Below are 25,174 nucleotides of genomic sequence, written 5' to 3'. Positions count from 1 at the left end.
ACTCAAAGAAAATGGATTAAACCGAATCCATCAGGTTAATTCTTGTTAATTAAATTGACGCAAGAAACGAACGTCATTTTCGGTAAATAACCGAAGATCTTTAATCTGGTATTTCAGCATCGTAATCCGCTCAATGCCCATACCAAAGGCAAAACCCGAATATTTTTTGGAATCGATACCTACATTTTCCAAGACATTGGGATCCACCATTCCAGCGCCCCCGATTTCAACCCAACCAGCCTGCTTACATACATTACAACCATCGCCTTTGCACAAAAGACAAGTAATATCCATTTCAGCACTTGGCTCCGTAAATGGAAAATAGGACGGGCGAAAACGAACTTTCGTATCTTTGCCAAACATCTCTTTGGCAAAATGATAGAGACTATCTTTCAAATCTTTAAAGCTAACACCCTCGTCCACATAAAGTCCTTCTACTTGATGAAACAAACAATGCGCACGCGCTGAAATTGCTTCATTACGAAAAACACGACCCGGCATAATCGAACGAATCGGCGGCTTTTGATATTGCATTAAACGAACTTGAACATTCGAGGTATGCGTACGCAACAAGACATCATCTTGAATTTCACCCTTCCCTTTTTCGATAAAAAAAGTATCCTGCATTTCACGTGCCGGGTGATTAGGTGGAAAATTCAAGGCGGTGAAATTATAAAAATCAGTCTCTATCTCAGGTCCATCTGAAACCGAGAAACCCATCCGATTGAAAATTTCCAAAATCCTTGCTCGAACAATGGTCAAGGGGTGCATGGAACCCTGTTGCACCGGATCCGTTAACGTTAAATCATCCGGAACTTTTATACTCGAATCGCCATCTGCAAAGGCCTCTTGGGCTAAGGTAAACTTACCCTCCGCTAAATTTTTTAACGCATTTAATGCTTGACCAACCTCCCGACGATTCTCGGCAGGAACATCCTTCAATCCATCAAATAAAGCCGCAATACGGCCTTTCCGACCCACGAATGCAATACGAAATTGCTCTAACTCCGCCTCGTTACTTATTAAAAATGACTCAACCTCGGATTGAATCGCTTGAATTTGCTCGTTCATATACTATTATAATATTTTCATTCCCAAAGTTGCATGCCATAAAGAAGCCTTTTGAGAAAAATTAACACCCTGAGGCAATGGTACCGTCTTCGATAAGTCGGTCAAACTCCCCTCATAGCGAACATCCAATGTTAATCCCAATAAATCAATACCCGCTCCTGCCGTATACGAAAAATACGCATTTTGCGTAGCAGCTTGCAATGAGCCCAAATTGAGACCCAGTGTTTCAGCGATCGAACTATTAGAAGTCATACTGTAAGATACGACAGGGCCTGCCATAACATGCAAAGGACCAAGGCGGTAGCCCATCATAATGGGTATATCCAAACTGGTATATTTCACATCAAACTGCAATCGCTGCGTTGTCAACGATTTGAACACATCAAATGAACCACTTTTATAGGAAGCTAATAATTCAGGCTCTATAAAAAATTTACGACCTAAACGCATGTAAATACCACCGGTATAACCTGATTTTGCGTTAATATTATCAACAACGAATCCACCAATGTTATTGACTGTTATACCATCTGTTTTTATATCAGCCATGGTGACACCACCTTTGATACCCAAACGAAAAAAGCTACCCGTCACCATCTTAACAGGCTTCAACAATTGTGCCTGTAAAGGATTTGCTAACACACTTAAACCGATAATTAAAAAGAGTAAACGCAATTGCTTCACCATAGAGATTGTGTATTTTTCAATGAAACAGTAAAATTATCCTTTTTCAATCGAAAAAAAAGAAAAACCCAACGAAAAGCGTATTTTTGAGGCTTAATTAAATCAACCTGTGGCAAAAGCAAAAACCTCCTTTTTCTGTCAATCTTGTGGACATCAAGCCCCTAAATGGCTCGGCAAATGTCCATCTTGTCAAGGATGGAACACCTTTGTAGAAGAATTGGTAGAAGTTAGCAGCCATCCTGCTGAAGTTTGGAAATCCCCAAGCCAATCTCGAAATAAGCCACAGCCCAAATTATTACAAGAAGTCGACTTCGAAAGCCTTCCCAAAATTGCTTGTTCCGACACGGAATTCAGTCGGGTATTGGGCGGCGGAATCGTACCCGGAAGTCTTGTGCTCATTGGCGGAGAACCGGGCATTGGAAAATCTACGCTACTTCTACAAGTTGCTCTTTCGTTAGCGGGTACCAAAATACTTTACGTGACCGGAGAGGAATCGGAACAACAAATCAAACTACGAGCAGATCGATTAGAAAAGAAGTCGGAGAGCTTGTACATTCTAACCGAAACCAATACCCAAGCGATATTCAAACATTTGGTTGAGCTTGAACCCGAATTAATCATCATCGATTCAATTCAAACGCTCTTTTCAGATCAAATCGAATCAGGTCCTGGATCCGTATCACAAATTCGCGAATGCGCCTTAGAGCTCATGCGCTTTGCGAAAGAATCCAATACCCCCATTTTCTTAGTGGGTCATATTACCAAAGAAGGCTCCATCGCTGGCCCCAAAGTCCTCGAACACCTCGTGGACACCGTCTTACAATTTGAAGGAGACCGCCATTTGATCTACCGAATTCTTCGGACAACGAAGAATCGCTTTGGTAGCACATCCGAATTAGGCATTTATGAAATGTTAGGTTCAGGCTTACGTGCCGTAACCAATCCTTCGGAAATATTATTGTCTCAACGAGATGAACCCGCATCAGGTGTGGCTATCGGAACGTTGATGGAAGGAAACCGTCCCCTCTTAGTGGAGATACAATCCTTAGTCTCCACCACCTCCTATGGAACAGCCCAACGAACCGCGAATGGATATGATGGAAAACGCCTGAACATGCTCCTAGCGGTGATCGAAAAACGGGGTGGCTATAAATTAAGCACGCAAGATGTGTTCCTGAATATCACGGGTGGAATCCGAGTAGATGACCCAGCATTGGACTTGGCGACATGCTTGTCGGTCGTATCCTCCTACGAAGACAAAATCATTGATTCCTCCAAATGCTTTGCCGCTGAAGTAGGCCTTGGTGGAGAATTACGTTCCGTCACGCGCATCGATCAACGAATCGCTGAGGCGGAAAAACTAGGATTTAAAGAAATTTGGATTTCGAAATACAACTTGAAGGGCCTGAATTACAAACCCAAAAGCATTCAGATTAAATCGGCCGCTAGCCTGATGGATGTCATTATGAACATCTGGCGCCAAAGCTAGCCTCCGGATAAGTCACCTGGATGAGGTGCAATCCCTGAGCGGGAACCGCGCGGCCCGCTTCTTGCCGACTCTTCGATTCCAATATCCGCTGTAAATCAGCCTTTGTCCATTTTTCCATCCCGATTTCCAAGAGCGTCCCAACGACCGCACGAACCATGCCTCGTAAGAAGCGGTTCCCCTCAATGGTAAAGACCAAGGTATCGCCACGCATTTCCCAGAAAGCACGCATGATTGTACAATTAAAGGTGTTAACCTCCGTCTTCACCTTCGAAAAACATTGAAAATCAGTATGATCTAGCAGTAATTGGGCTGCCTCATTCATCGCCTCCACATCCAAGTCTGCTTCATACCAATAAGCAAAATCGCGCAAAAATGGATTCTTATGGCGGGTGATTCGATATTCATAGATCCGCGAGGTAGCATCAAAACGCGCATGAAAATCATTGGATACAGAATAAACAGCTTGCGCTGTCAACGCAGGCGACAACATTCGATTCAAGAGGTAAACAAAATTCGAATCAATGACTGAGTTTGTGTCAAAATGGGCAATTTGATGGGAGGCGTGAACGCCTGTATCTGTCCGACCGCTACCTGTGATCGCGATGGGCTCTGCCATCAAAAGACTCAATTTTTCCTCTAATTCCGCTTGCACACTCAGTGCATTCGGTTGGATCTGATATCCATGAAACGAGCCGCCATCATAAGCGAATTGCAGTGCATAGCGGCTCATCTTGAAATTATTTTGTTAAGGCTGTTTCCAAAGCCGTGAAATAAGAACCTGAAGCCTTCGCTAAGGTACTTACCACTTGCCCATCAACTACCATATCGGAGCCCTTCACAGTACCTAATTGGGTCGACTTCAAGCCTAAACCAGCTAAATACGTGTCAAATTCTGCCTTTTTCGAAGGAGATACCGAAACAATCACGCGCGATTGTGCCTCGCCAAACCACATGGCATCTTGACGAATGCCAGTGGTTGATTTTACATCAAATCCTAATCCCCTTGGGAATGCAGATTCAGCCAAGGTAACCAAGACACCTCCATCTGACACATCATGCGCCGATTGGATTAATTTACCTTCGATTAAGCCTAAGATTCCTTTTTGAACCAATTGCTCTGTCGGTAAATCAAAATGCGGTGCCGGCGAGGCCTTCACCTTGCGGTATGAATACAAGAATTCAGAAGAAGCGATGTCGTTCACTGACTCCCCTACTAAATAAACCAAATCTCCTTCGGCCTTAAAGTCCAAAGTCATTTTATTGTCAGGCTTCTCCAAAATACCCAACATACCAATTGTCGGCGTTGGGAATACAGGTCCCTCATCCGAAGACTGATTGTAGAAACTCACGTTTCCGCCCGTTACTGGTGTTTCAAACGCCTCACAAGCCTTCTTCATTCCCTTAATAGCACCCACGAATTGCCAGTAAACTTCTGGAACGTAAGGATTACCGAAATTAAGGCAGTTGGTAATCGCCACTGGCGTTCCTCCTGAACAAACAATATTTCGAGCCGCCTCCGCAACTGCCATCGCACAACCCTCCTCAGGATCCGCGTTTACATAACGTGAATTACAGTCGACCGTAATAACGATTGACTTATCCGATCCATGGACCTTCACAACTCCCGCATCCGATGGAGCGTTCGTGTTACGATTCGCCCGACCAATCGATGAATCATATTGTTCCGCTACCCACTTCTTCGAAGCAATGTTTGGATGATTCATCAAGAAATCAAAAGCCTTTGGCAATTCTGCCGCTGGAATATCTTGAACGGAATTTATATCAAATTTCTTGTACTCTTGGTAATAAGCTGGCTCCTTATACTCCCGGTGATATACCGGTGCGCCTCCACCCAATACCAAATCATCCGCCGGAACATCAGCTACCAAAACTCCATCTTGATAGAATTCCAAACGTTTGGTGTCCGTTACCGTACCAATCTGCTCACAGTTCAAATCCCACTTATCAAAAATCTTCTTCGCCTCCGCTTCACGACCCTTTTCTACGACGATCAACATACGTTCTTGCGACTCTGATAACAAAATCTCGAACGGCTTCATGTTGGCCTGACGCGTAGGAACTTTCGAAAGATCGATAATCATTCCATGTTCTCCTTTCGCCGACATCTCCGAGGTCGAGCAAATAATACCTGCCGCACCCATGTCTTGAATACCAATCACACAACCCGCTTCAATGATTTCCAAAGAAGCTTCCAATAATAATTTCTCTTGGAATGGATCACCTACTTGAACCGCAGGTAACTTCTCCGTTGATTTAGCCGTAATGTCCTCCGATGCAAAACTCGCACCACCAATGCCATCCTTACCTGTCGCAGAACCCACGATAAATACCGGATTACCTACGCCATAAGATATGGCCGAAGCTTGCGTACCTACCTTTAAAATACCCGCAGAAAATGCATTTACAAGTGGGTTCACATTGTAACAGTCATCAAATTGCACTTCACCTCCGACCGTAGGAATACCAAAGGCATTACCATAATCACCAATTCCCTTCACAACTCCCTTTACCAACCATTTGGTTTTGGCTAATTCGATATTTCCGAAACGCAAGGAATTTAATTGGGCAATTGGACGAGCACCCATCGTGAAAATGTCACGATTGATACCACCTACACCCGTTGCCGCACCTTGATAAGGTTCTAAAGCAGATGGGTGATTGTGTGACTCAATCTTGAAGGCACAACCTAAACCATCCCCTAAATCCACTAAACCAGCGTTCTCTTCACCGGCTTTGGCCAACATACGTGGTGAGTCTTTTGGTAAAGTCTTCAACCAAACAATTGAGTTTTTGTAACTGCAGTGCTCTGACCACATGACAGAAAAAATAGATAACTCAGTAAAATTCGGTTTACGCCCTAAAATTTCCTGAATACGATCATATTCTTCAGGCAATAATCCCAATTTTTTGGCTGTTTCTACGGTTGGTAGGCTTTCGTTAGATTCCACGCTGGTATGTTAATTAAAAAATGTTGTTGCATCGATGCAAGGAAGCGACAAAGGTAATAAATTTAGTGTAGAGACGCGATACCTCGCGTCACAAAAATTAGAGGTAAACACCTTAGTATTTTATCTTCTGGTTTTAACCAACGGAACCAGCCATGGTATGTTTAAAGAATCCCTAGACTAATGTTTGAGAGTATTAATTGTGTAACTCTAGACCTCAGCCTAGGCATAATTGTGAAAACCAATCTTTGTTTGGCAATAATGACAGGCTTGCCAAAGAAAAAAAGACGCGAGGTATCGCGTCTCTACAAAAATTAAAATAGAAAGCGAAGTATTGCGCATCTACATTCCAACGTCTAACGTCCAACGACTAAAGTCTATCTAAATCCCCCAATATTCCCGATCCTCCGGAACATCGACATCCCTAAATTTATCCGAATAATGAACGATTTGACATAGCATTGGATTTTGGCGCCAAAATTTACCTAAACCTTGATCGCCGCTCCAATCCTTAAACAAAGGTCTTAATGCACTTGGAATCAAGACAGGAGGTGAATTAACGCCTTGAAATGACGCGACGATGGCTCTCTGTGGATTAGCCAATGAAGTCAAATTCGTTAAATGAGACGTTGTCAAAAAGGGCAAGTCGCAGAGTAACACCAATACATCCTGTGAGACATCGACAGCTTTCAGCCCAACGGCTAGCGTCTCCCCCATCCCTTTTTCCCATTCTTTTACTTGGACAAAAGACGTATTTGGAAACTCAATCTGCAAATTTTCAACAATCCGAGTCGATTGATCCACTTCAGCCCCTAGACAGACTACTACCTCTTGACATACGGAAAATGCTAGGCGAATGGATCGCTCCAAGAGGCTTTGGCCCTTGTATACTAATAATTGCTTCGCTTCCCCTAAACGAGAGGATGCTCCCGCTGCTAAAATTACACCGACCATTTATATGGAACTTAAATCAAATGGTAGCGTACGTACACGTTTTCCTGTCGCGAGAAATATTGCATTACATAATGCAGGGGCAATCGGCGGCAAACCCGGTTCACCAACACCCCCTGGCTCTTCCTCACTCGGCATAACAAATACCTGGCAAGGTGGAACTTCACCCTGGCGTAACACAGCGTAATCATGGAAATTACTTTGGTCGGTCTTACCATGGCTCCGACTAATCTGGTTTTTAATCGCAGCCGAAAGGCCATACACCAAATTACTTTCCACTTGCGCTTTGATATTATCTTCGTTTAATGGAAAACCACAATCAATGACGGAATAAACTTGCTTCATCTTCACACCCGTTCCATCCTTCTGAACTTCAAAAGCATGCGCAACGATACTTGCGAATGATCGCGCAATTGCAATACCAATCGCCACTCCTTTTTTACGCTTGGCTTCGTAATCAGATATCTCAGCAAGCTTATTTAATACCGCAACAAAACGAGGTGAATCACGCAATAGATGTAAACGTAGCGCCAAAGGATCCTTTTCTCCCTCGTGTGCTAACTCGTCAATAAAGGATTCCTGCGCATAGACATTTGTGGAGGCATAGACAGAACGCCACCATAAGACTGGCATTTGTGGATCCACCCAGGAAAATGAATTCCGACGAGCCGGAAAAGCATACGGGCTATCCGCCAAATTGATACCCTCGCCTGCCCATGGATCCGGATTATTGCGCATATCCGCCTTAAAGACAGATGCCATAATCGATGCACCATTAAGTCGATGCTCAAAGGCTAACACATTTCCATCTTTATCGACGCCACCTTGCAAGGCAGAAATCATCCCGGGACGATAAGGCCCTTGTTGGATATCATCTTCCCTTGTCCAAATGACCTTAACGGGCGCGTTGGTTTGACGGGATAAATTAGCGGCTTGCATGACAAAGTCGAAGACGGCTTTCCGACCAAAGGCTCCGCCTAAAAAGGTTACATTAACTTTAATCTTTTCTCGCTTCACACCCAGGTAAGTGGCCAAATCATTGACCAAACCATCGGGACCTTGCACAGGCGCCCAAACTTCAACTTGGTCTCCTTGTACATAGACCGTCGCATTGCATGGCTCCATCGGGGCATGTGACATAAACGGCGTTTGGTAGGTCGCCTGAATCTTATAATCGGACAACTGCAAGGCTTTGGTAAAATCGCCTACCTTATCTTCTTTGTATTCGTTTCCTTCTCGAAGTGCCGCCGCGCGTGCTTGATTAAAATATTGTTCGGTTGCCGTTTCAGCAAATCCCAAGGCATTCCAATCAACCGTAACTTCCTTCTTTGCTTTTACAGCAGCCCAATACGAATCGGCCACGACAGCGATGGCGTCCGACTTTGATCGTAATTTTTGATCGAATGCTGCATTTTCTGCAAAGGGTCCGTGAAAAAAGACACGCTCCGTTTTTAAGACGAAACGTACGCCTTTCACCGACATGGCCTTATCAGCTTGAAAGCTCTTGACCTTTCCATAAATATAAGGAGAGTGAATAATGCTCGCATAAAGCATACCCGGCAATTGAACATCCAAACCAAACACCGCACTCCCATCCACCTTGGCAGGAACATCCGGTCGCTTGGAAGGCTTACCCAATTGCTTAAATTCCGAAAAGGATTTCAATTTCGGTTTTTGAGGAACAGGCAAATGAGAGGCCTCTTCGACTAATTCGCCATAGGTAAATTGAGCCTTGCTTATCTTATTGATGACGACACCATTGTTCGTGCTACAATCCGATGGACTTACTTTCCATCGATTAGCTGCTGCCTGAACCAACATCTCTCGAACGGCCGCACCAGCAGTACGCATGGGGATCCAACGGGTACGAACGGAAGAAGAACCTCCGGAAAGTTGGGAACCAAAGCGAGCCGAACCATCCGTCATCTGAATTTCGACATCCTCCAATAAGACATCTAACTCTTCAGCTAATAACAGTGGAAGTGCTTGGTAAGTCCCTTGCCCCATATCGGGACGCGGATTAAATAATGTCACCTTCCCTGATTCATTAATAATGATGTAAGGATTGATTTCCACGCCTAAAGCGGGATTATATTTTTGAATCTGGGGTGCGCTTCCTTTCGAGGAGAATCCCAAAGCCAATATAAATGCAGATTGCGAGCTAATGCGTAAAAAATCGCGGCGAGAGGTTTGTGTTTTCATGGCTTAGGATTTTTTAGCGTTTTGAATCTTTTTAGCGGCAGCGTGAATGGCTTGACGCATGCGCGGATAGGTACCGCACCGACAAATATTTCCAGCCATGGCTGCATCGATGTCGTCATCACTCGGATTCGCGTTTGATGCAAGTAAAGCAGAGGCAGCTAAAATTTGTCCGGATTGACAATAACCACATTGAGGAACTTGGGCCTCTATCCATGCCTCTTGGACAGGATGAGTTGCCTTTTCGGATAAACCTTCGATGGTCGTAATTTTGTCGGTCGGCTTCAAAGTCGATACCGTCGTTGAACAAGAACGAATGGGCGAACCATTTAAAAGAACGGTGCATGCACCACAAAGACCCATCCCACATCCAAATTTTGTACCCGTGTACCCAATGGTATCCCGAATAACCCAAAGCAAGGGCGTGTCAGAATCCACTTCCACTCGATGCTTTTTCTTGTTAACGTTTAGTTGATAAATCGACATAAGAAATTGTTTATACAGCTAAATTTACAACAAACATTCTATTTTTGCTGTATGCTTCAAGCGGAAGAAATAAAATTCATTCAGGAACACCGACAGCAAGATCCATCAAGCCTTGCGTTAACAGCAAAAAAATATCCCACGTTGGATATCAAAAAGCTCGCTGCTCAGGTACAGGCGCGTCAAAAACTAGTTGAAAAACTACCTACCTGGGTAGCTAATCCGGCAATTTATTTCCCGGCACAAATCTCCCTAGAGCAAGCATCCTCCGAGGCAACGGCCTTATTTAAAGCAAGCTTAGTAAACGGAAAATTAATTGATATTACCGGTGGTATGGGAGTCGACGTTTGGGCCTTCTCACAAACCTGTCAAAAAGTTACTTATGTAGAACAACAAACTGAATTAGTTCATCGAACGCGCTATAATCATAGCGTTTTGGGTTTGTCAAATGTAAATCATGAGGAGGGTAATGGAATGGATTATATTTCAGCTGATTTTGATTGGATCTATGTAGATCCGGCTCGACGGGATCAGCAAGGCAATAAGGTGATTTTATTTAAGGATTGTCAACCCAACGTTTTGGACTTATTGAGCTATACGAAAAATAGTAAGTTATTAATTAAGACGAGTCCCGTTTTGGATATTCAACGTGCCATTAGGGAATTGGAGGGGGTTGAAAAGGTGTTTGTTGTAGCCTATCAACAGGAAGTTAAGGAGTTATTGTTTGTTAAGTCGGAGATCAACCTCCTCAATCCACCCATTGACTTGATCGAATTGGCCATTGAGCAAACTCTTCTACTTTCGAGTACCCTTGAAGCAGAAAAAGAAGCTAAAATGAACTTAGGCGATGCGGGAAGGTATATTTATGAAGTACACCCATCAATTCTAAAAGCAGGATTTTTCAAAAAGGTGCAAGAACTGGGAGTTTGGCAATTAGGTCAGCATACGCATTTATACAGCTCCAATGAAAGAGTTCATGATTTCCCCGGAAAAGTTTATGAAAAAATTTCTTCCGGGCCCGTGCAACGAGAATGGTTGCTGCCGCATCTTACAGACTCGCGGCTCAACATCAGTACGAAGAATTTTCCACTGAAGGCGGATGCGCTTCGAAAAAAATTTAAACTTAAGGATGGCGGAGATTTAACGCTATTTGGAATTCAAAACAAGAATGAAAAAAATGAGCTCATCTTGTGCAAAAAATGTCCTTAATAATTTACCTTTGCTCATTGCAATCAACAAATCAGTCCGTATGAAAAGATTCATTTTCGCAATTGTACTAAGTTTCTCGTGTATTTCACTTTTCGGTCAGGTCTTTACGGGCATGGACGAGATTGAAAAAGCAAAGAAAGAAGGTTTTTATACCTACATCAATTCAGAAGAAAAATACGTAATTGAATCTTGGAAAAAGTTTTTGAAAAAATACGGATCCGTAGAAGCTGGACGTGGCGGCGCAATCAATGTCTACCAAGCGAAAATTTCAGATATTTCTAGTTCTCCGATAACCTTATTGTCTAAAACAGGTGAAGAAAAGAACAAAACAAAATTATTTGTTTCTATTGCAACAGGCCCAGACAATTACATTCAAAACGGGCATGAAAAATACAGGGACGCGAGTAATTGGTTAGAAGAATTCGTAAAACTAATCAACTTAGAAGAGGATGTTCGTACACAAGAAAAAGCTTTAAATGAACTAATTGCGACGAAAACAAAGAATCAAAAAGCGGCAGAACGCATGATTCGTGAATTGGATTCCAATCGTCGGCAAACCGAATTATTAACCAAGAAATTGGAGGAAACGAAGATTGAAAAAGAGAAGATTTTAGCCAATCAAGAGCAAAACAAATTGGATCAAAAAGCCAATGAAGAGGCTATTTTAAAGCAAGCACAGAAATTTGAGGAGGCGAAGAAAAAAGTCAATTAATCTTATGAAGAAAATCTATTTCCTTTTATTGGTTTTGATTGCTCCCTTCTTATTCGGCAACTTTGGTCTTGTGGAGTATGCGGTCTTACACCCGAAAACGATTCAAACCGACTCATCCAAGGTGAAGCAAAAACGAATTGTGCTGTATGCAAATTCGGAAACGAAAGTAGAAAGTAAACCCGACGAAAAAGAGAGCCGTGAAAACGCGATGCAATGGACACAATACATTGCGATGGGCTGTAAAGCAATTGTAGGGTTTCTACTTCACATTTTGGCACGTTTTTAATGCCTAAATTCGAACTTACTTGCCGGGTTTCTGCCTCCATGCCCTTCGTATGGAAACATTTCACTGCGGACCTTTTAGCTAAATTAGCTCCCCCCTTCCCGATTGCTCGAATCATCCGTTTCGATGGTTGCCAAGCGAATGACCAGGTCATTATTGAACTTGATTTTCTAATTTACAAGACCCGCTGGACATCCAAGATTACCTCCTACCAATTTGATAGCCAATCGCATGTATTTGTTGATGAGGGTGTTATTGTTCCTTTCGGTATTGTGGCATGGAGGCATGAGCATCGCATTGAGGCAAGTGGAGAAAATAGTACGCTCGTCATTGATAAAATTCAATTTCAAACTAACAACAAACTTTTAGACTTGCTTTTATTTCCGTTAATTTGGGGAATGATTGCGTACCGAATGCCGCTCTACAAAAAGCACTTACGTCAACCGAAAACCTTATGAAACTTAGCTTAACTCAGAAAATCATCATTGGATTCGTACTAGGCCTTGTTTTGGGCGAATACCTCTTTATTACTTTAGCACCCGAAGTCAGCCATGATATTGCGAGCAAAGTTCAGGTGATTTCAAAAATCTTCCTTCGACTAATTAAAATGATTGTTGGCCCGCTCGTGTTTTGCACACTTGTGGTAGGAATTGCTAAACTAGGTGATTTTAAGGCCGTAGGGCGTATTGGAGTAAAAACCATCGGATACTTTTATTTTGCCACGATTCTATCTCTGGTTACGGGATTAGTGGTGGTTAATATTACTCAACCGGGGAGTTTACAAAGTTGGCCTAAACCCAGCGCAGGCACAGAGACAGGGATCGATGCCAGTAAAGCAAAATCGTTGGAGGATTTCATCTTACACATTTTCCCTGATAGTTTTTTTAAGGCATTAGCTGAAAATGAAATACTACAAATTGTTATTTTTTCCCTGTTTTTTGGGGTAGCCTTAGGTTCGATTGGCGAGACGGGCAAACGTTTAATTCATGTGATTGAGAACTTGGCAGAGGTGGTTTTCAAGATGGTAAATTACGTGATGGAGGTAGCTCCCTATGCAGTATTTGCGGCGATGACGACGGTAGTGGCCAATAAAGGCTTGAGTATTTTAATTAGTTACGGTTATCTCATGCTTTGCTTCATGGGTGGATTGTTGTTTTTCACAACGATCATACTCTGGTTGATTGCAGCAGTTAACGGAATCAATTATTGGAAATTACTGAAGGAACTGAAAGAGGCATTGTTGATTTCATTCTCTACAGCAAGCTCGGAGGCCTCTTTTCCACAAACTATTGCAGCTTTGGAGAAATTCGGATGCAGTCGGCGCATTGTAGGATTTGTCCTACCCTTAGGTTATAGCTTTAACTTAGATGGTTCGATGCTTTATATGACATTTGCCACAGGATTTATTGCTCAAGCATACGGGGTTCATTTGTCTTTGGAGCAACAGATTACCATGTTGTTGACATTGATGATTACTTCCAAGGGAATTGCAGGTGTACCGAGAGCTTCTTTGGTAATCATCGCAGGAACCTTGACGATGTTCAATCTACCTGCAGAGGGAATTGCCTTACTACTTGGAGTAGATCCATTCTTGGATATGGGACGTACGGTCACTTCAGTAGCTGGCAATGGCGTAGCGACCTGTGTCGTTTCGAAATGGGAAGGCGAATTTAACCCGACTACTTAAAATCAAAGGTCATTTGAATGGCCTTTTTGGCAGGAAAAATGGATGCAATAAACGTAATTACGATTACGGTAAGAGATGTCCACAGAAAATCCTCTACCTCCATTTTGATGGGGTAGGAATCGATGAGTGCATTGGGGATTCCTAAGGGAACAATCCCAAACTGCTGTTGGAGCCAAGCGATTCCAAAACCCAAGAGCATCCCTACCAGCGCGCCAGAAAAACTAATCAAAATTCCTAAATACAAAATACTACGGAGCATTTGGTTCGGCGTAATCCCGATGGCCATTAATGACCGTAGATCCCGGCGTTTCTCAATCACCAATAGTGAGAGCGCATAGAAAAGGGTAAAAGAAGCAATTCCCATGACAAAGGCCATGATTAAAAAAACGAAGAGTTTTTCGATTTTGATGGCTTTTAACAAAAGGGCATGCTGTTCATCACGCGTTTGAACAAGAATATCTTTCCCAAGAATAGCTTTCAGCTGTTCCTTCACCGCTACATCGCTGGCTTGGGGATTTAGAATAATCTCATAGGCTGAGCGCTTCCCTGGCATATTCATGAGATTCTCCATCCATTGAAGAGGAACAATAACGGTTTGGTTATCAAAGTTCTGCTCGACCTCCAAGACACCCGCCGGGAAAAAGGATTGACCACGGATAGTATTCTCATTTAATGAAAAGCGCCGTAAACGATCATGATCTGGATACCATGCCTGTATAGGCTCTACCGTATTCTCAAAACTCATACCCATATTCAGAAAAACCCCGATACCCACTAACGCGAATGCTTGGGTTGTATCCCCTAGAAAGTAATCGCCCTCGACTACTTGTTTCTTCAAGCGATTAGCGGCCAGAAAAGAGGAATCTACCCCCTTAAATCGCACAACGAGTTGTTTTTGATCGTAGCGAAGCAAACCTTGATCTTCCAAGACAGGATTCACACAATGAATCCCAGGAATGGATTGAATGGATTTGATTTGTGAAGGACTTAATTCAAAGGGTTGTTGAGCTGCCGATAACACCCGCAAATCGGGGTCAAAGGTTTTAAATAATCCCTTCTGAAAATCTTCTAGCCCATTGAATACGGAAAGAATAAGAATAAGAGCCATGACCTCTACACCTACGGAAATCATGGAAATACGGGAAATGAGGGAGATAAAACTCGCCTTACTTTTTGAAAAAAAATACCTTTTTGCAATAAATAAGGATAGATTCACGGGAAGGTCTAATTAGATTTCTTCGGAAGGAATGCCGTCTGATGGCGGAATCACGAGACCCTCGAATAGGGCCTCAATTTTTGCCGCATACGCTGCCGTATCGTCCAAGTAAAAACCTAAATGCGGGATAATACGTGCTTGTTTTCGAATGCGATTGGCCAATGCATTTCGGATCGCCTTGTTCTTATCGGCCAAGGAATCCATGATTTGATTGACATCATCGGCTAATAGAAAGCTTAAATATACTCGGGCTACAGACAAGTCGGGACTTACCTTCACATCCGTCACTGTCACCATCGCCCGGCCGAACAATTCTTTAAATTCTTTTTGAAAGATATCACTTAAATCTTTCTGAATTTGTCTCCCAAACTTTTGTTGACGTTTACTTTCCATATTTGCTCCGATGCTTTTCTACTCAAAAATCTTACAAATTTCACAATAATAATTGGATTCACCGTAATTTAGCGAATTCAAAATTCAATTATGTTTCAATTTCTCCGTTCGAACGCATCTATTCCCCTAATAATCATGTTGGTGATTTGGGGGATATCGACGTTTCTATTCGTTCAGGCAGAGATTGATCCCTTTTATTGGGAGCTAAAGAACAAATTAATTGGTCAAAAGCTAAATGAAGGCTTTCGAATGTATCAAGATATTCGGGACAACACGGGGCCATTCGCCGCAGGATTTTTTCAGTTATTAGATTTCTTGCGAATCCCTATTTCCATGAATGCCTATTGGGCTAGCGCGTTAATTATTTTCCAAGGTTTTGTTTTCCAGCGAACAATTCAGCGGTATGAACTCATGCCCCCCATGGGTTATTTGCCCTTTTTTATCTACGCCGTTTTCTTTCATTTCTCCCTTGATTTCATTGTTCCCTCGGCTGCTTTATTAGGAGTTACATTTTTATTACTGGCTTGGCGTGAAATCGTCAAACAACAAAGTACCTTAAATGTGGATGACCGTGTTTTTCTGATCGGTTTATTCATTGGGGCGGCAGGCTTATGTTATCCTAGCTATTTTTTATTCATCTTTTGGGCATTTTTGAGCTTAGTATTTTATTCGGGTATAAATATTCGTCAGTTATTACTTGTTCTTGTCGGCTTTTTAATTGTGAACATCATAACGGGCTTAGTGTACACCTACCATGGGAATTTCCCTTACTTGATTCAAGTATTCCAAAATTCAGCCATTGAATTTCATACACCCGTTTGGGCCCAACTCCAAGATATCGCTTGGGCCTATTTAGCACCCATTGCCTTTGCAGTCTATGGGTTCTGGAAAGTGGTCGAAAACCCAAAGGTAAAATCGAATGCTCAGAAGGCCCAACAAACCAATTTGATATGGATATTTACGGGGATTATTGCCGTCTTCACACTACCGGCGACAGAGAGCAATAATGTGCTATTTTTCCTGCCTGCATTGGCCTATTTTAGTCTCAATAGCTTTTTCCTGTTAAAAAAGTATTGGATCCGAGAAATGATGATTTGGGGAATGTTGGGATTAAGTTATTTTTCTCTGGCGTTGGATTGGAAAACACAAAGCCAAAAACGAATTCAAGAAAGCTCGCTGCCTATTCGAAATGAAAAAATCATGATCTTAGGGCCCCAAATTGAGGCCTATCGAAACAATACCATGGCTGGTCCCTTTGTTAATTGGGAATTATCTAAGTCGCTTTTTGATAATTTGAACCAATACAAGACCATCGTCCTACTCGATCAGTACATGAATCAGGATGCACCTAATTACATTTACGATCCCACTGGGAAGTTCAAACTTGTTCAAAACTACTTACCTTACCTCAAGACGAGGTACCAAGAAACTGGAAATCATTTATATAAGCGGGTCAACTAGCAGCAAGCTATCTTTCCTACCCGACCGGCATGACGGCCGCCCTCAAATGGCGTATCGATAAATGCTTGCAAACAGGTCTTTGCTTCCTCCAAGGAAATAAAACGAACAGGCAAGCAAAGTACGTTCGCATCATTATGTTGACGGACTAATTTCGCCACTTCAACATTCCACGCAAGACCCGCCCGAATACCCTGATGCTTGTTGGCCGTTATCGCAACACCATTCGCACTACCACATAATAACAAGCCGAACGTGGATTCCCCTTTCTCTACGGATTCCGCTACTGGATGTGCAAAATCTGGATAATCCACCGAATCAGCAGAATACGTTCCACAGTCTTTCACTGCGTATCCTTGTTCCTTTAAAAAATCAATTAATTGATCTTTGTAATCAAATCCGGCATGATCGCCACCAACGGCGAATGATTTTGCTAAGCTCATAAAAAAGGGATAATAAATTTCAACAAAGGTACGTTGATATCATGTACATTTACCAATCAAAAAACAGATTAATTATGACTGATCAATGGAGAGAGGATGAAGACCGAATTAAAAAGGTTTTTGGGGATAAAACATGGGCGCAGATAAAATCCGAAGAATCGTGGCGAATATTTAAAATCATGAGCGAATTCGTCGAAGGAATTGATAAATTATCCAAGATTGGACCCTGCGTAAGTATATTTGGTTCTGCAAGAACGAAGCCGGAAGATAAATATTACGGCATGGCAGAACAAATTGCTGCTAAACTTGTAAGACATGGTTATGGAGTTATCACGGGAGGCGGACCGGGAATCATGGAAGCTGGGAATAAGGGTGCAAAAAGTGAAAAGGGGCGTTCTGTGGGTCTAAATATCGAATTACCCTTTGAACAAATGCCAAACCCCTACATCGACCACGATAAGAATATCAACTTTGATTTTTTCTTTGTACGTAAAGTCATGTTCGTCAAATACTCCCAAGGATTCATCATCATGCCTGGGGGGTTTGGCACCTTGGATGAAATGTTCGAATCATTGACACTAATCCAAACGCATAAAATTGGGCAATTCCCGGTGGTCTTAGTCGGTACCGAATATTGGTCAGGACTTTTTGAATGGATGAAAACAACGATGGTCCAACATGGGAATATTCATGAGGAAGATTTAGAACTTTTTTCCATTGTCGATACGCCTACGGATGCCGTGCGGATCATCGATGAATTCTATGCTAAATATCTATTAAAACCAAATTTTTAAGATTTAGCAAAAAAGGCCAACAAATCATGTAAGGGTAAGGCATTTAGGGTCAGGGCTTTCAACAAGCCCCCCTTTCTGCCTACCCGAACACCATATTCCATGTCTTTTAAGCCCTCAATTTTATGCGCATCGGGGTTAATGGAAACATAAACTCCTTTATCCATCGCCTCATAAATATGCCGCCAATCCAAATCGAGGCGATATGGACTCGCATTAAGTTCGATACTCACCCCATTTGCTTGACAAGCATCTAAAATCTTACTCGTATCAATCGGATATCCCGACCGCGTCAGTAATAAACGACCGGTTGGGTGGCCAAGAATACTCGTATATGGATTCTCAATTGCCTTAATCAAACGACCCATGGCACGCTCTTGATCCATGACCAACTGCGCATGCACCGAAGCCACCACATAATCGAATGAAGACAAGATGCGATCGTTGTAATCCAAACTACCATCGGGTAAAATATCGGCCTCGATTCCCTTCAGAATCCTAAAATCGGTCCATCTTTGATTCAATTCATCAATTTCAGCATGTTGGCGAATCACATCCTCTTCCTTCAATCCACCTGCATACGCGGCATATTGGGAGTGATCAGCAATTCCAAAATAGCTTAAACCCATGGCCCGACAAGCCTCTGCCATTTCCAATAGCGAATTTTTTCCATCTGAATAGGTGGAGTGATTGTGCAAGCAACCGGTTAAATCGGTGTATTGGATTAAGTCGGCCGACTGGTATTTAGCTGCCCACTCAAACTCCTTATACCCTTCGCGCATTTCAGGCACGATGTACGGAAGATTTTGTGCGGAATAAATTGTATTTACTTCGTGGATATTTTTCTGTTGGAAAAAATTGACCAAAGCTAAATGTTCTGGATGGGAACCATGCTGGTATTGTAAAATCGCCAACTGTGACTCATCCGTCAAATGGATTTCGATAGGAATCAAATGACCTTCCAAATGTCCGCGCCAAGTAAAGGGAGATGATTGTTGGAAATCCGTCTGCATCCCAGAAATCCCTTCAATCAAGCCATGCGCGTCAAACATATCTTCGCTTTGCGCGATGAAAACAAGTGAAGAGATGACTTCACAATTCCGACTCAATTCCCCGGATATGAGAACTTTTGGGAAAACAGGAAGCAGTAGCTCCAACAAATGCTTACTTAACTTTTCGGCCTTATCTAACCGTAATTTTCGACGATTCTCTTTAAGGAAAAGGATGTAGGAAATCACATTCTCTTGAATCGCTTTACCAAAACCCTTTAATTGCTCCAATCGACCTGCATAGCAGACAGCCAATAAATCATCTAATTCGGTAATGCCCAATTCACGCCAAATGACGCCAACTTTCTTTGGCCCTAAACCTTTGATTTTCAAAATATCCAAAATACCGGGAGGCGTTTGCTCGGTCATAGCCTCTAGGTCGGGGCAAGTTCCTGTTTGCGCTAAATCTTGAATGATTTGCACCACGACTTTCCCCACACCCGGAATGGCGTAGAGTGCATCCGCATCCAAATTAGCGATACGTCCTGGAAATTTATCTAAGCCTCGAGCCGCAAAACTTAGGTTTTTACTTTTGAATTCATTGATGCCATGCACATCCCATAATTTTACCAATAGCTCGACAGCATCAACAATTTGTTCGTTTTCCATGTTAAAATAAGTTCATTTGTTGGTTCAATCCGACATATCCCTCATGTCGAAGCAACCATTCTTTCCGCCACAACTCACCTGCATAACCTGTCATCGTGCCATTGGAACCTATCACTCGATGACAAGGGATGCGCAACAAAATTGGATTTTGGCCATTGGCATTTCCGACAGCTTGCGCAGCTTTCGGCCGGCCAAGTAAGTCGGCAATTTCCCGATAACTACGTACTTGACCCACAGGGATATCCAAAAGCGTTCTCCAAACTTTTTCTTGAAACTCAGAACCGAGATGTGGGGCGATAGGACTTTGCCAAACATGATTTTTTTGACTAAAATACCCATTTAAATCACCCACTATACTTTTTTCTAAGTCGGGAAGCTCCGTGTAACTCTCCCCCATTGTCTCGACAAAACGAAGACTTGAAATACCTTGAGCTTGATACTCGACCCGTATGGGGCCGATGGGACTTTCGAAAAAGAGGAAATTCAATAAAATCATGGAACAAAAATACGGCCAAAATTGCGGTTAAAATTGTAAAATTTTGGTAATTAACTGAAATTTCCGACTAAGTTTTGAAAAATATGATCAGTAGCGGAAAGTATCTAAAATTAAAATTCTAAATTAATTAACAATCAGGCATTTAATTAATAGATAGGCGTATGAATTTCTCATTTGACGATTACAAAACAGACGGATTTTATGACGAAATGTTTACCGAATCAGGTGAAGTTCGTCCAGGCTATACACATTTCAAAGAGCGGGTAGAGCAATTAAAGCAGGTGGAATTCACGAGGCGTCAACAATCCGCAGAAAGAGCTTTGATGGCCATGGGAATTACCTTCAATGTCTATGCTGAAAATGAGGGAACTGAGCGCATCATGCCCGTGGATATCATTCCGCGTATTGTTGAGGCACATGAATGGGAGAAGATTGAAAAAGGGCTAATCCAACGCATTACGGCACTGAACCTATTCTTAAACGATATCTATTCGGATCAAAAAATCATCCAAGATGGGATTATCCCAGCAGAGGTGATCGAGTCTTCCAAAGACTTTTTACGACCATGCATCGGTATCAAGCCCGCTAAAAACATTTACATTCATATTACGGGAACGGATTTGATTCGGGGGGCAGATGGAGAATACATGATATTAGAGGATAATTTACGTTGTCCATCTGGCGTATCCTACATGATGGAGAATCGCGAATTATTGAAGCAAACTTTTCCGGAGGTCGTTGCCAAAACGCAGATCAGACCGATTTCGGATTACCCCCATAAGCTACTGGAAATGTTGCGATTCATTAGTGATCGTCCGGATCCGACAGTGGTGGTCTTAACACCGGGCATTTACAATTCGGCGTATTTTGAACATTCTTATTTGGCCCAACAAATGGGCGTTGAGCTGGTGGATGCCCGTGATTTAGTCGTGCATGAGGGATATGTGAAAATGCGTACGACCAAAGGCTTCCAAATCGTCGATGTAATTTACCGGAGAATCGATGATACATTTTTAGACCCAAATGTCTTTAATCCCGATTCGATGATTGGTATTCCGGGCATTTTTGAAGTATATAAAAATGGGAAGGTAGCCATCGCGAATGCGCCCGGAACGGGTGTTGCGGATGATAAGGTGATCTATGCATACGTTCCTCGGATTATTAAATACTACTTAAACGAGGAACCCATCATCCAAAATGTAAAAACCTACATCTGTTCTGAAGAGGAAGACCGTCAATATGTATTAGAAAATATTGAAAAATTGGTGGTCAAAGAGGCGAATGAAGCAGGCGGCTACGGGATGTTGATTGGCCCCAAATCCACCCAAGAGGAACAAGAAAAATTCAAGGCTTTAATCTTGAAAAACCCTCGAAACTACATCGCTCAGCCCACCATTTCCTTATCGCGCGTACCTTGTTTAATTGATGACCATGCGGAAGGTAGACACGTGGATTTACGACCTTATATACTCTATGGCGATGGCGTGAAGGTGATGCCGGGTGGATTAACGCGGGTGGCATTACGCAAAGGTTCGCTGGTCGTGAACTCATCGCAAGGCGGTGGATCGAAGGATACGTGGGTGCTTTATTGAACTAAGAGTTAAGAGTTAAGAGTTAAGAGCCGCGATACTTCGCGGCTTTTTCATTATACTGAAGTTCTAACTGTATTATCGACATCTATTCGGTATAATAAAATGTTAAAAAGATGGATCATATAGCTAATTAGAGCTAAAATAAAGATAAAAACGGGGCAATTGCCCCGTTTTTATCGCGCTACTTAAAAAGACTTAAAATTCCCGCTGTATCATAAACAAGCCATTCCTCTTTGATTTTACCATCTTTTATCAAATCAACCGCATTGATAATCACTTTAACAATTTTATCCCCCTTTGTCAAGACCGCGTGCTGATAGGAAATCACATAATAGTCCGTCGAATTCATTTTTTTTGTTTTGTGGACATATTCCCAAATGGGTGCAACTCTTTCAAACTTAACAGCAATACCATTGGATTTTAAACTCATCAAAAAAGCAATATTTTGAGCTATATTTTTTTGCTCTTGGTTATCATGAAACTTGACATCCGTGGCATAAAAAGATTTGTAGGCAGTCGTATCCAAGGCCTCCAGGGCTTTGACTGAATTCAACACCCAATTCGTATTCGGCGAATTCTCCAAACTATAGCCCGCATCTTCACCTTGTATTAAGCTACCTGAGGTTGATTTATTCGTTGTTTGGGCAGTTGCGATAGTTGAAACACAAAGCAACAAAAGAATTAATTTTTTCATAAAAATTTATTTAGGTTAAAAAGCTGCAAGTTGGAAAAGTGGTGCAAAAAGGGCTAGCCATTTTCTGTCCAGTATGTTCCATTTTGCTAGATTGGAACATGTTGAATTAATTGGAATTTAAATTAACTTGGAGTGAAATCAATAATAAGCGTGTATGAGCATTATCCTCCCTCTATTTGGGATATTCACATCCTTCCTACTTATTTTCTACTTTAGCTCGTTAAATAGGTCCAACGGATATCTAGCGTTATTTTTTTTAATCTGTAATTTGGTCGTATTGATCTATTATGGGTTGCATTACACAAAAGATCCTTTTTGGGAAGGCATCTGTTTTGTACATTGGTTACCCCTCTCATTTTTATTAGGACCTTGTCTATTTTATTATGTGAAGACGATGGTAACTGATAAGCACAAATTAGAAAAAATGGATTTACTGCACCTAATACCAGCTATTGGGGTACTAATTAATTGTCTTCCATTTACATTACTTTCATTTGAAAATAAAGCTAAAATCGCACATGAAATTATTAATGTAACGGAAAAATACGAACTCGATTTTCTATTTGTGTCTTTTGGTACGATCCTAATTGCAAGAACACTTCATCTATTGGCATATTGTATTTATTCAATCGCCTATTTTATTATTTATACAAAAAGAACAAAAGACCACATAGGAAATTTGAGCACGAATCACACCATGTTGAAAAGATGGGTTTATTTGTTATGCGCCATTCAAGTCATCATTTCGAGCAACAGTTTCTTACACATGTTAACGGTTGTGGGCATCCGTTTTGAATTCGAAAGCGAAAACTATGCACAAATTTTCACATCGAAAAATCACTATTTTGGGGTAGCTGGTGGCGGATTTTTCATGCAAAACATCTTACTTTTTCTTTTCCCTAAAATTTTGTACGGGAACATTTCATTTAAACTCGAAAATGAAAATCATAGCATTTTGGCTAAACTGAAATCAAATATCCCCAAAAAAAGAAATCACACGGATCTTGATCGAGAAATTGAATCGGAAATCAACCAATATTTGCAGTTACATCCTTACACGGCAATGGATTTTTCATTAGCACAAATGGCTTTTGACTTGAAAATTTCAGAAAGAAATCTTTCATTTTATTTCAATGTAAAACATGCTACAACTTTTAGCCAATGGCGTAAAAAACATCGAATCAATTATGCTATCGAACAAATAAAAGCGGGAGCATCCCGAAAAATTACCATCGAAGCGATAGGTAAGAATTCTGGATTTGCCTCAAGGTCGAAGTTTATTGACGCCTTTAAGGAACAAAAAGGCATTACGCCCTCAGCCTATATCAAATCCATTGAAGCTTCATGAATCTAATTCCATGAACTTGATTACCTGAATGAGATACAAATAAAAAAGCCGCGAAGTATCGCGGCTCTACATGCTTAACTCTTAGCTCTTAGTTCTCAACTCTTAGTTTTTATAACTCCTGTCCTCTCAACAAATCCTCCAGCGTCTCTCGTTGGCGAATCACGCGTGCAACTCCTCCATCCACTAAAACCTCAGCGGGTAAAAAACGGGAATTGTAATGGGAAGCCATGGTAAACCCATAAGCACCAGCATTGGCTAATGCGATGATATCTCCCTCTTTGACCTCGTTCAACATTCTTTCGTCTTGTTTTCCTTGAAAATCGAAAGAAAACGTATCCGTCTCACAGATATAACCGGTCACTCGATACGATTCTTGCTTGGAAGCATCTTGATTCGAAGCATTGAAAATATAATGATACGAGCCATACATCATTGGACGAATCAAATGATTTAAACCCGTATTAATGCCGACAAAAGTTTTCACGGGGTCACGTTTAACGACATTCGTTTCTGCCAAAAATGTACCCGATTCACTGACCAAAAACTTGCCAGGTTCTACCCATAAACGTAATTCCCGACCATATTTTGCGCAAAATGCACGGAAGGCATTGCTCATGATTTGGCCGACCTCATGCATGTTGACACCCGGATCTTCCGGTGAATAAGGAACTTTAAATCCCCCCCCTAAATCGATGATTTGTAAATCCTTGAAATCATACGCAAAATCAAATAAAGCGGACGCCGCTTGTTCAAACGTCTTCCCATCTTTAATATCCGAACCGGTATGTTGATGCAAACCAATAACCTGGATTTGATATTTCTCCACAATCGACAAAATCTCCTCTTTTTGGTGAATCGAAATGCCAAATTTCGATTCTGGATGTGCCGTCATAATCTTCTCATTCCCACCGCCAAAAACATGGGGCTTGATACGAATCAAGCAGGGTTGGCTTGATCCATATTTTTGACCAAATTTTTCGAGTACAGACAAGTTGTCTAAATTGACAATGGCACCTTTGCTTACCGCATATTCAATCTCCGAAAAATGCACGCCAGAAGGAGTAAACGTGATATTTGAACCTTCATAACCTGCAATAAGACCCATTTCCAATTCTTGAGGAGATACCACATCCATATCCACGCCATTCGCCCGCATCAAGCGTAAAATTGACAGATTCGTATTGGCTTTCGCCGCATATTTAATCGTCAAGTCAATTCCAGCAAATGCCTCTCTTAAAACCGAGATTTTTTCCCTAATTTTGTCTGCATCGTATACATACAATGGTGTACCGAAATCTTTGGCTAAATCGGTTAATGGAATGTTCTGAATTGAATAGTAAGCCATGGAAAA

General features: G+C 41.9%; 24 protein-coding genes. 10 read left to right on the top strand and 14 right to left on the bottom strand.

Going from position 1 to position 25,174, the window contains the following annotated elements:
* Positions 1-45: 45 nt before the first annotated feature.
* Together pheS and ACMH5P_RS00665 are read right to left on the bottom strand one after the other, a co-directional pair.
* On the bottom strand, positions 46-1,071 hold the full coding sequence (gene pheS, locus ACMH5P_RS00670; protein WP_459492389.1) for a phenylalanine--tRNA ligase subunit alpha: 1,026 nt from the start codon (positions 1,069-1,071) through the stop codon (positions 46-48).
* A gap of 6 nt (positions 1,072-1,077) precedes the next feature.
* The gene (locus ACMH5P_RS00665; protein ID WP_459492388.1) at positions 1,078-1,758 is read right to left on the bottom strand and encodes a porin family protein; all 681 of its coding nucleotides are present in this window, start codon (positions 1,756-1,758) and stop codon (positions 1,078-1,080) included.
* Between the two features lie 106 nt (positions 1,759-1,864).
* Here ACMH5P_RS00665 and radA point away from each other — a divergent pair, with 106 nt between their 5' ends.
* Positions 1,865-3,244: a DNA repair protein RadA gene (radA, locus tag ACMH5P_RS00660; protein ID WP_459492387.1), complete on the top strand. Its 1,380-nt coding sequence runs from the start codon at positions 1,865-1,867 to the stop codon at positions 3,242-3,244.
* Here radA and truA read toward each other — a convergent pair.
* The 5 genes from truA to ACMH5P_RS00635 all read right to left on the bottom strand — a co-directional run bounded on the left by truA (position 3,219) and on the right by ACMH5P_RS00635 (position 9,846).
* A complete protein-coding gene (truA, locus tag ACMH5P_RS00655) occupies positions 3,219-3,974 on the bottom strand; it encodes a tRNA pseudouridine(38-40) synthase TruA (RefSeq protein ID WP_459492386.1) in 756 nt (251 codons plus the stop codon). The two genes, radA and truA, sit on opposite strands and share 26 nt — an antisense overlap.
* A 7-nt stretch (positions 3,975-3,981) precedes the next feature.
* A complete protein-coding gene (purL, locus tag ACMH5P_RS00650; protein WP_459492385.1) occupies positions 3,982-6,213 on the bottom strand; it encodes a phosphoribosylformylglycinamidine synthase subunit PurL in 2,232 nt (743 codons plus the stop codon).
* A gap of 378 nt (positions 6,214-6,591) precedes the next feature.
* The gene (locus tag ACMH5P_RS00645; protein ID WP_459492384.1) at positions 6,592-7,164 is read right to left on the bottom strand and encodes a nucleotidyltransferase family protein; all 573 of its coding nucleotides are present in this window, start codon (positions 7,162-7,164) and stop codon (positions 6,592-6,594) included.
* A complete protein-coding gene (locus tag ACMH5P_RS00640) occupies positions 7,165-9,363 on the bottom strand; it encodes a xanthine dehydrogenase family protein molybdopterin-binding subunit (protein ID WP_459492383.1) in 2,199 nt (732 codons plus the stop codon).
* Between the two features lie 3 nt (positions 9,364-9,366).
* Positions 9,367-9,846, bottom strand: a complete 480-nt coding sequence (locus ACMH5P_RS00635) for a (2Fe-2S)-binding protein (RefSeq protein WP_459492382.1) — start codon at positions 9,844-9,846, stop codon at positions 9,367-9,369.
* A gap of 51 nt (positions 9,847-9,897) precedes the next feature.
* Here ACMH5P_RS00635 and ACMH5P_RS00630 point away from each other — a divergent pair, with 51 nt between their 5' ends.
* From ACMH5P_RS00630 to ACMH5P_RS00610, 5 genes are read left to right on the top strand one after another with little or no spacing between them, the layout of a single operon-like run.
* Positions 9,898-11,052 (top strand): THUMP-like domain-containing protein, encoded by a 1,155-nt coding sequence (locus ACMH5P_RS00630; protein ID WP_459492381.1) that lies wholly within the window; start codon positions 9,898-9,900, stop codon positions 11,050-11,052.
* A gap of 40 nt (positions 11,053-11,092) precedes the next feature.
* Positions 11,093-11,764, top strand: coding sequence for a hypothetical protein (locus ACMH5P_RS00625; protein WP_459492380.1), 672 nt, complete (start codon positions 11,093-11,095; stop codon positions 11,762-11,764).
* A 4-nt stretch (positions 11,765-11,768) separates the two neighbouring features.
* Positions 11,769-12,050: a hypothetical protein gene (locus ACMH5P_RS00620; RefSeq protein ID WP_459492379.1), complete on the top strand. Its 282-nt coding sequence runs from the start codon at positions 11,769-11,771 to the stop codon at positions 12,048-12,050.
* Positions 12,050-12,505, top strand: coding sequence for an SRPBCC family protein (locus ACMH5P_RS00615; RefSeq protein ID WP_459492378.1), 456 nt, complete (start codon positions 12,050-12,052; stop codon positions 12,503-12,505). Before ACMH5P_RS00620 ends, ACMH5P_RS00615 begins: the two co-directional genes overlap by 1 nt.
* A complete protein-coding gene (locus ACMH5P_RS00610) occupies positions 12,502-13,734 on the top strand; it encodes a dicarboxylate/amino acid:cation symporter (RefSeq protein WP_459492377.1) in 1,233 nt (410 codons plus the stop codon). The genes ACMH5P_RS00615 and ACMH5P_RS00610 overlap by 4 nt, the downstream gene beginning before the upstream one ends.
* Here the strand turns inward: ACMH5P_RS00610 and ACMH5P_RS00605 are convergent.
* Together ACMH5P_RS00605 and rbfA are read right to left on the bottom strand one after the other, a co-directional pair.
* The gene (locus ACMH5P_RS00605) at positions 13,727-14,866 is read right to left on the bottom strand and encodes an ABC transporter permease (RefSeq protein ID WP_459492376.1); all 1,140 of its coding nucleotides are present in this window, start codon (positions 14,864-14,866) and stop codon (positions 13,727-13,729) included. The genes ACMH5P_RS00610 and ACMH5P_RS00605 overlap by 8 nt on opposite strands.
* 96 nt (positions 14,867-14,962) lie before the next feature.
* The gene (gene rbfA / locus ACMH5P_RS00600) at positions 14,963-15,343 is read right to left on the bottom strand and encodes a 30S ribosome-binding factor RbfA (protein WP_459492375.1); all 381 of its coding nucleotides are present in this window, start codon (positions 15,341-15,343) and stop codon (positions 14,963-14,965) included.
* A 90-nt stretch (positions 15,344-15,433) separates the two neighbouring features.
* Here rbfA and ACMH5P_RS00595 point away from each other — a divergent pair, with 90 nt between their 5' ends.
* Positions 15,434-16,804: a DUF6427 family protein gene (locus tag ACMH5P_RS00595; RefSeq protein WP_459492374.1), complete on the top strand. Its 1,371-nt coding sequence runs from the start codon at positions 15,434-15,436 to the stop codon at positions 16,802-16,804.
* Here ACMH5P_RS00595 and rpiB read toward each other — a convergent pair.
* A complete protein-coding gene (gene rpiB / locus ACMH5P_RS00590; RefSeq protein WP_459492373.1) occupies positions 16,801-17,244 on the bottom strand; it encodes a ribose 5-phosphate isomerase B in 444 nt (147 codons plus the stop codon). The two genes, ACMH5P_RS00595 and rpiB, sit on opposite strands and share 4 nt — an antisense overlap.
* 74 nt (positions 17,245-17,318) lie before the next feature.
* Between rpiB and ACMH5P_RS00585 the strand changes: the two genes are divergently transcribed.
* Positions 17,319-18,038 (top strand): LOG family protein, encoded by a 720-nt coding sequence (locus tag ACMH5P_RS00585; RefSeq protein WP_459492371.1) that lies wholly within the window; start codon positions 17,319-17,321, stop codon positions 18,036-18,038.
* Here the strand turns inward: ACMH5P_RS00585 and ACMH5P_RS00580 are convergent.
* Both ACMH5P_RS00580 and ACMH5P_RS00575 read right to left on the bottom strand, forming a co-directional pair.
* Positions 18,035-19,693, bottom strand: a complete 1,659-nt coding sequence (locus tag ACMH5P_RS00580) for a PHP domain-containing protein (protein ID WP_459492370.1) — start codon at positions 19,691-19,693, stop codon at positions 18,035-18,037. The genes ACMH5P_RS00585 and ACMH5P_RS00580 overlap by 4 nt on opposite strands.
* Before the next feature lies 1 nt (position 19,694).
* Positions 19,695-20,189 (bottom strand): methylated-DNA--[protein]-cysteine S-methyltransferase, encoded by a 495-nt coding sequence (locus ACMH5P_RS00575; RefSeq protein WP_459492369.1) that lies wholly within the window; start codon positions 20,187-20,189, stop codon positions 19,695-19,697.
* A 161-nt stretch (positions 20,190-20,350) separates the two neighbouring features.
* On the opposite strand from ACMH5P_RS00575, the gene ACMH5P_RS00570 reads away from it, so the two are divergent.
* Positions 20,351-21,781: a circularly permuted type 2 ATP-grasp protein gene (locus ACMH5P_RS00570; RefSeq protein ID WP_459492368.1), complete on the top strand. Its 1,431-nt coding sequence runs from the start codon at positions 20,351-20,353 to the stop codon at positions 21,779-21,781.
* Between the two features lie 181 nt (positions 21,782-21,962).
* On the opposite strand, the gene ACMH5P_RS00565 is transcribed toward ACMH5P_RS00570, so the two are convergent.
* The gene (locus ACMH5P_RS00565) at positions 21,963-22,475 is read right to left on the bottom strand and encodes a hypothetical protein (protein ID WP_459492367.1); all 513 of its coding nucleotides are present in this window, start codon (positions 22,473-22,475) and stop codon (positions 21,963-21,965) included.
* A 697-nt stretch (positions 22,476-23,172) separates the two neighbouring features.
* On the opposite strand from ACMH5P_RS00565, the gene ACMH5P_RS00560 reads away from it, so the two are divergent.
* Positions 23,173-23,823, top strand: a complete 651-nt coding sequence (locus ACMH5P_RS00560; protein WP_459492365.1) for a helix-turn-helix domain-containing protein — start codon at positions 23,173-23,175, stop codon at positions 23,821-23,823.
* Positions 23,824-23,932: 109 nt separating this feature from the next.
* Here ACMH5P_RS00560 and lysA read toward each other — a convergent pair whose 3' ends face one another.
* Positions 23,933-25,168 (bottom strand): diaminopimelate decarboxylase, encoded by a 1,236-nt coding sequence (lysA, locus tag ACMH5P_RS00555; RefSeq protein ID WP_459492364.1) that lies wholly within the window; start codon positions 25,166-25,168, stop codon positions 23,933-23,935.
* Positions 25,169-25,174 lie beyond the last annotated feature (6 nt).

Source organism: Aquirufa sp. 5-AUSEE-100C1 (assembly GCF_054558655.1).
Note: the sequence above shows the minus strand (reverse complement) of the source record. Positions and strands in the feature narration are given on the sequence as shown.

Coding starts and splice junctions, on each gene's coding strand:
- ACMH5P_RS00580 (WP_459492370.1), bottom strand. CDS start 19,693: ATGGAAAACGAACAAATTGTTGATGCTGTCGAGCTATTGGTAAAATTA.
- ACMH5P_RS00615 (WP_459492378.1), top strand. CDS start 12,050: ATGCCTAAATTCGAACTTACTTGCCGGGTTTCTGCCTCCATGCCCTTC.
- rbfA (WP_459492375.1), bottom strand. CDS start 15,343: ATGGAAAGTAAACGTCAACAAAAGTTTGGGAGACAAATTCAGAAAGAT.
- rpiB (WP_459492373.1), bottom strand. CDS start 17,244: ATGAGCTTAGCAAAATCATTCGCCGTTGGTGGCGATCATGCCGGATTT.
- ACMH5P_RS00610 (WP_459492377.1), top strand. CDS start 12,502: ATGAAACTTAGCTTAACTCAGAAAATCATCATTGGATTCGTACTAGGC.
- truA (WP_459492386.1), bottom strand. CDS start 3,974: ATGAGCCGCTATGCACTGCAATTCGCTTATGATGGCGGCTCGTTTCAT.
- ACMH5P_RS00620 (WP_459492379.1), top strand. CDS start 11,769: ATGAAGAAAATCTATTTCCTTTTATTGGTTTTGATTGCTCCCTTCTTA.
- ACMH5P_RS00565 (WP_459492367.1), bottom strand. CDS start 22,475: ATGAAAAAATTAATTCTTTTGTTGCTTTGTGTTTCAACTATCGCAACT.
- pheS (WP_459492389.1), bottom strand. CDS start 1,071: ATGAACGAGCAAATTCAAGCGATTCAATCCGAGGTTGAGTCATTTTTA.
- ACMH5P_RS00665 (WP_459492388.1), bottom strand. CDS start 1,758: ATGGTGAAGCAATTGCGTTTACTCTTTTTAATTATCGGTTTAAGTGTG.
- ACMH5P_RS00645 (WP_459492384.1), bottom strand. CDS start 7,164: ATGGTCGGTGTAATTTTAGCAGCGGGAGCATCCTCTCGTTTAGGGGAA.
- ACMH5P_RS00585 (WP_459492371.1), top strand. CDS start 17,319: ATGACTGATCAATGGAGAGAGGATGAAGACCGAATTAAAAAGGTTTTT.
- lysA (WP_459492364.1), bottom strand. CDS start 25,168: ATGGCTTACTATTCAATTCAGAACATTCCATTAACCGATTTAGCCAAA.
- ACMH5P_RS00630 (WP_459492381.1), top strand. CDS start 9,898: ATGCTTCAAGCGGAAGAAATAAAATTCATTCAGGAACACCGACAGCAA.
- ACMH5P_RS00640 (WP_459492383.1), bottom strand. CDS start 9,363: ATGAAAACACAAACCTCTCGCCGCGATTTTTTACGCATTAGCTCGCAA.
- ACMH5P_RS00560 (WP_459492365.1), top strand. CDS start 23,173: ATGTTGAAAAGATGGGTTTATTTGTTATGCGCCATTCAAGTCATCATT.
- ACMH5P_RS00570 (WP_459492368.1), top strand. CDS start 20,351: ATGAATTTCTCATTTGACGATTACAAAACAGACGGATTTTATGACGAA.
- ACMH5P_RS00595 (WP_459492374.1), top strand. CDS start 15,434: ATGTTTCAATTTCTCCGTTCGAACGCATCTATTCCCCTAATAATCATG.
- ACMH5P_RS00625 (WP_459492380.1), top strand. CDS start 11,093: ATGAAAAGATTCATTTTCGCAATTGTACTAAGTTTCTCGTGTATTTCA.
- ACMH5P_RS00575 (WP_459492369.1), bottom strand. CDS start 20,189: ATGATTTTATTGAATTTCCTCTTTTTCGAAAGTCCCATCGGCCCCATA.
- ACMH5P_RS00635 (WP_459492382.1), bottom strand. CDS start 9,846: ATGTCGATTTATCAACTAAACGTTAACAAGAAAAAGCATCGAGTGGAA.
- ACMH5P_RS00605 (WP_459492376.1), bottom strand. CDS start 14,866: ATGATTTCCGTAGGTGTAGAGGTCATGGCTCTTATTCTTATTCTTTCC.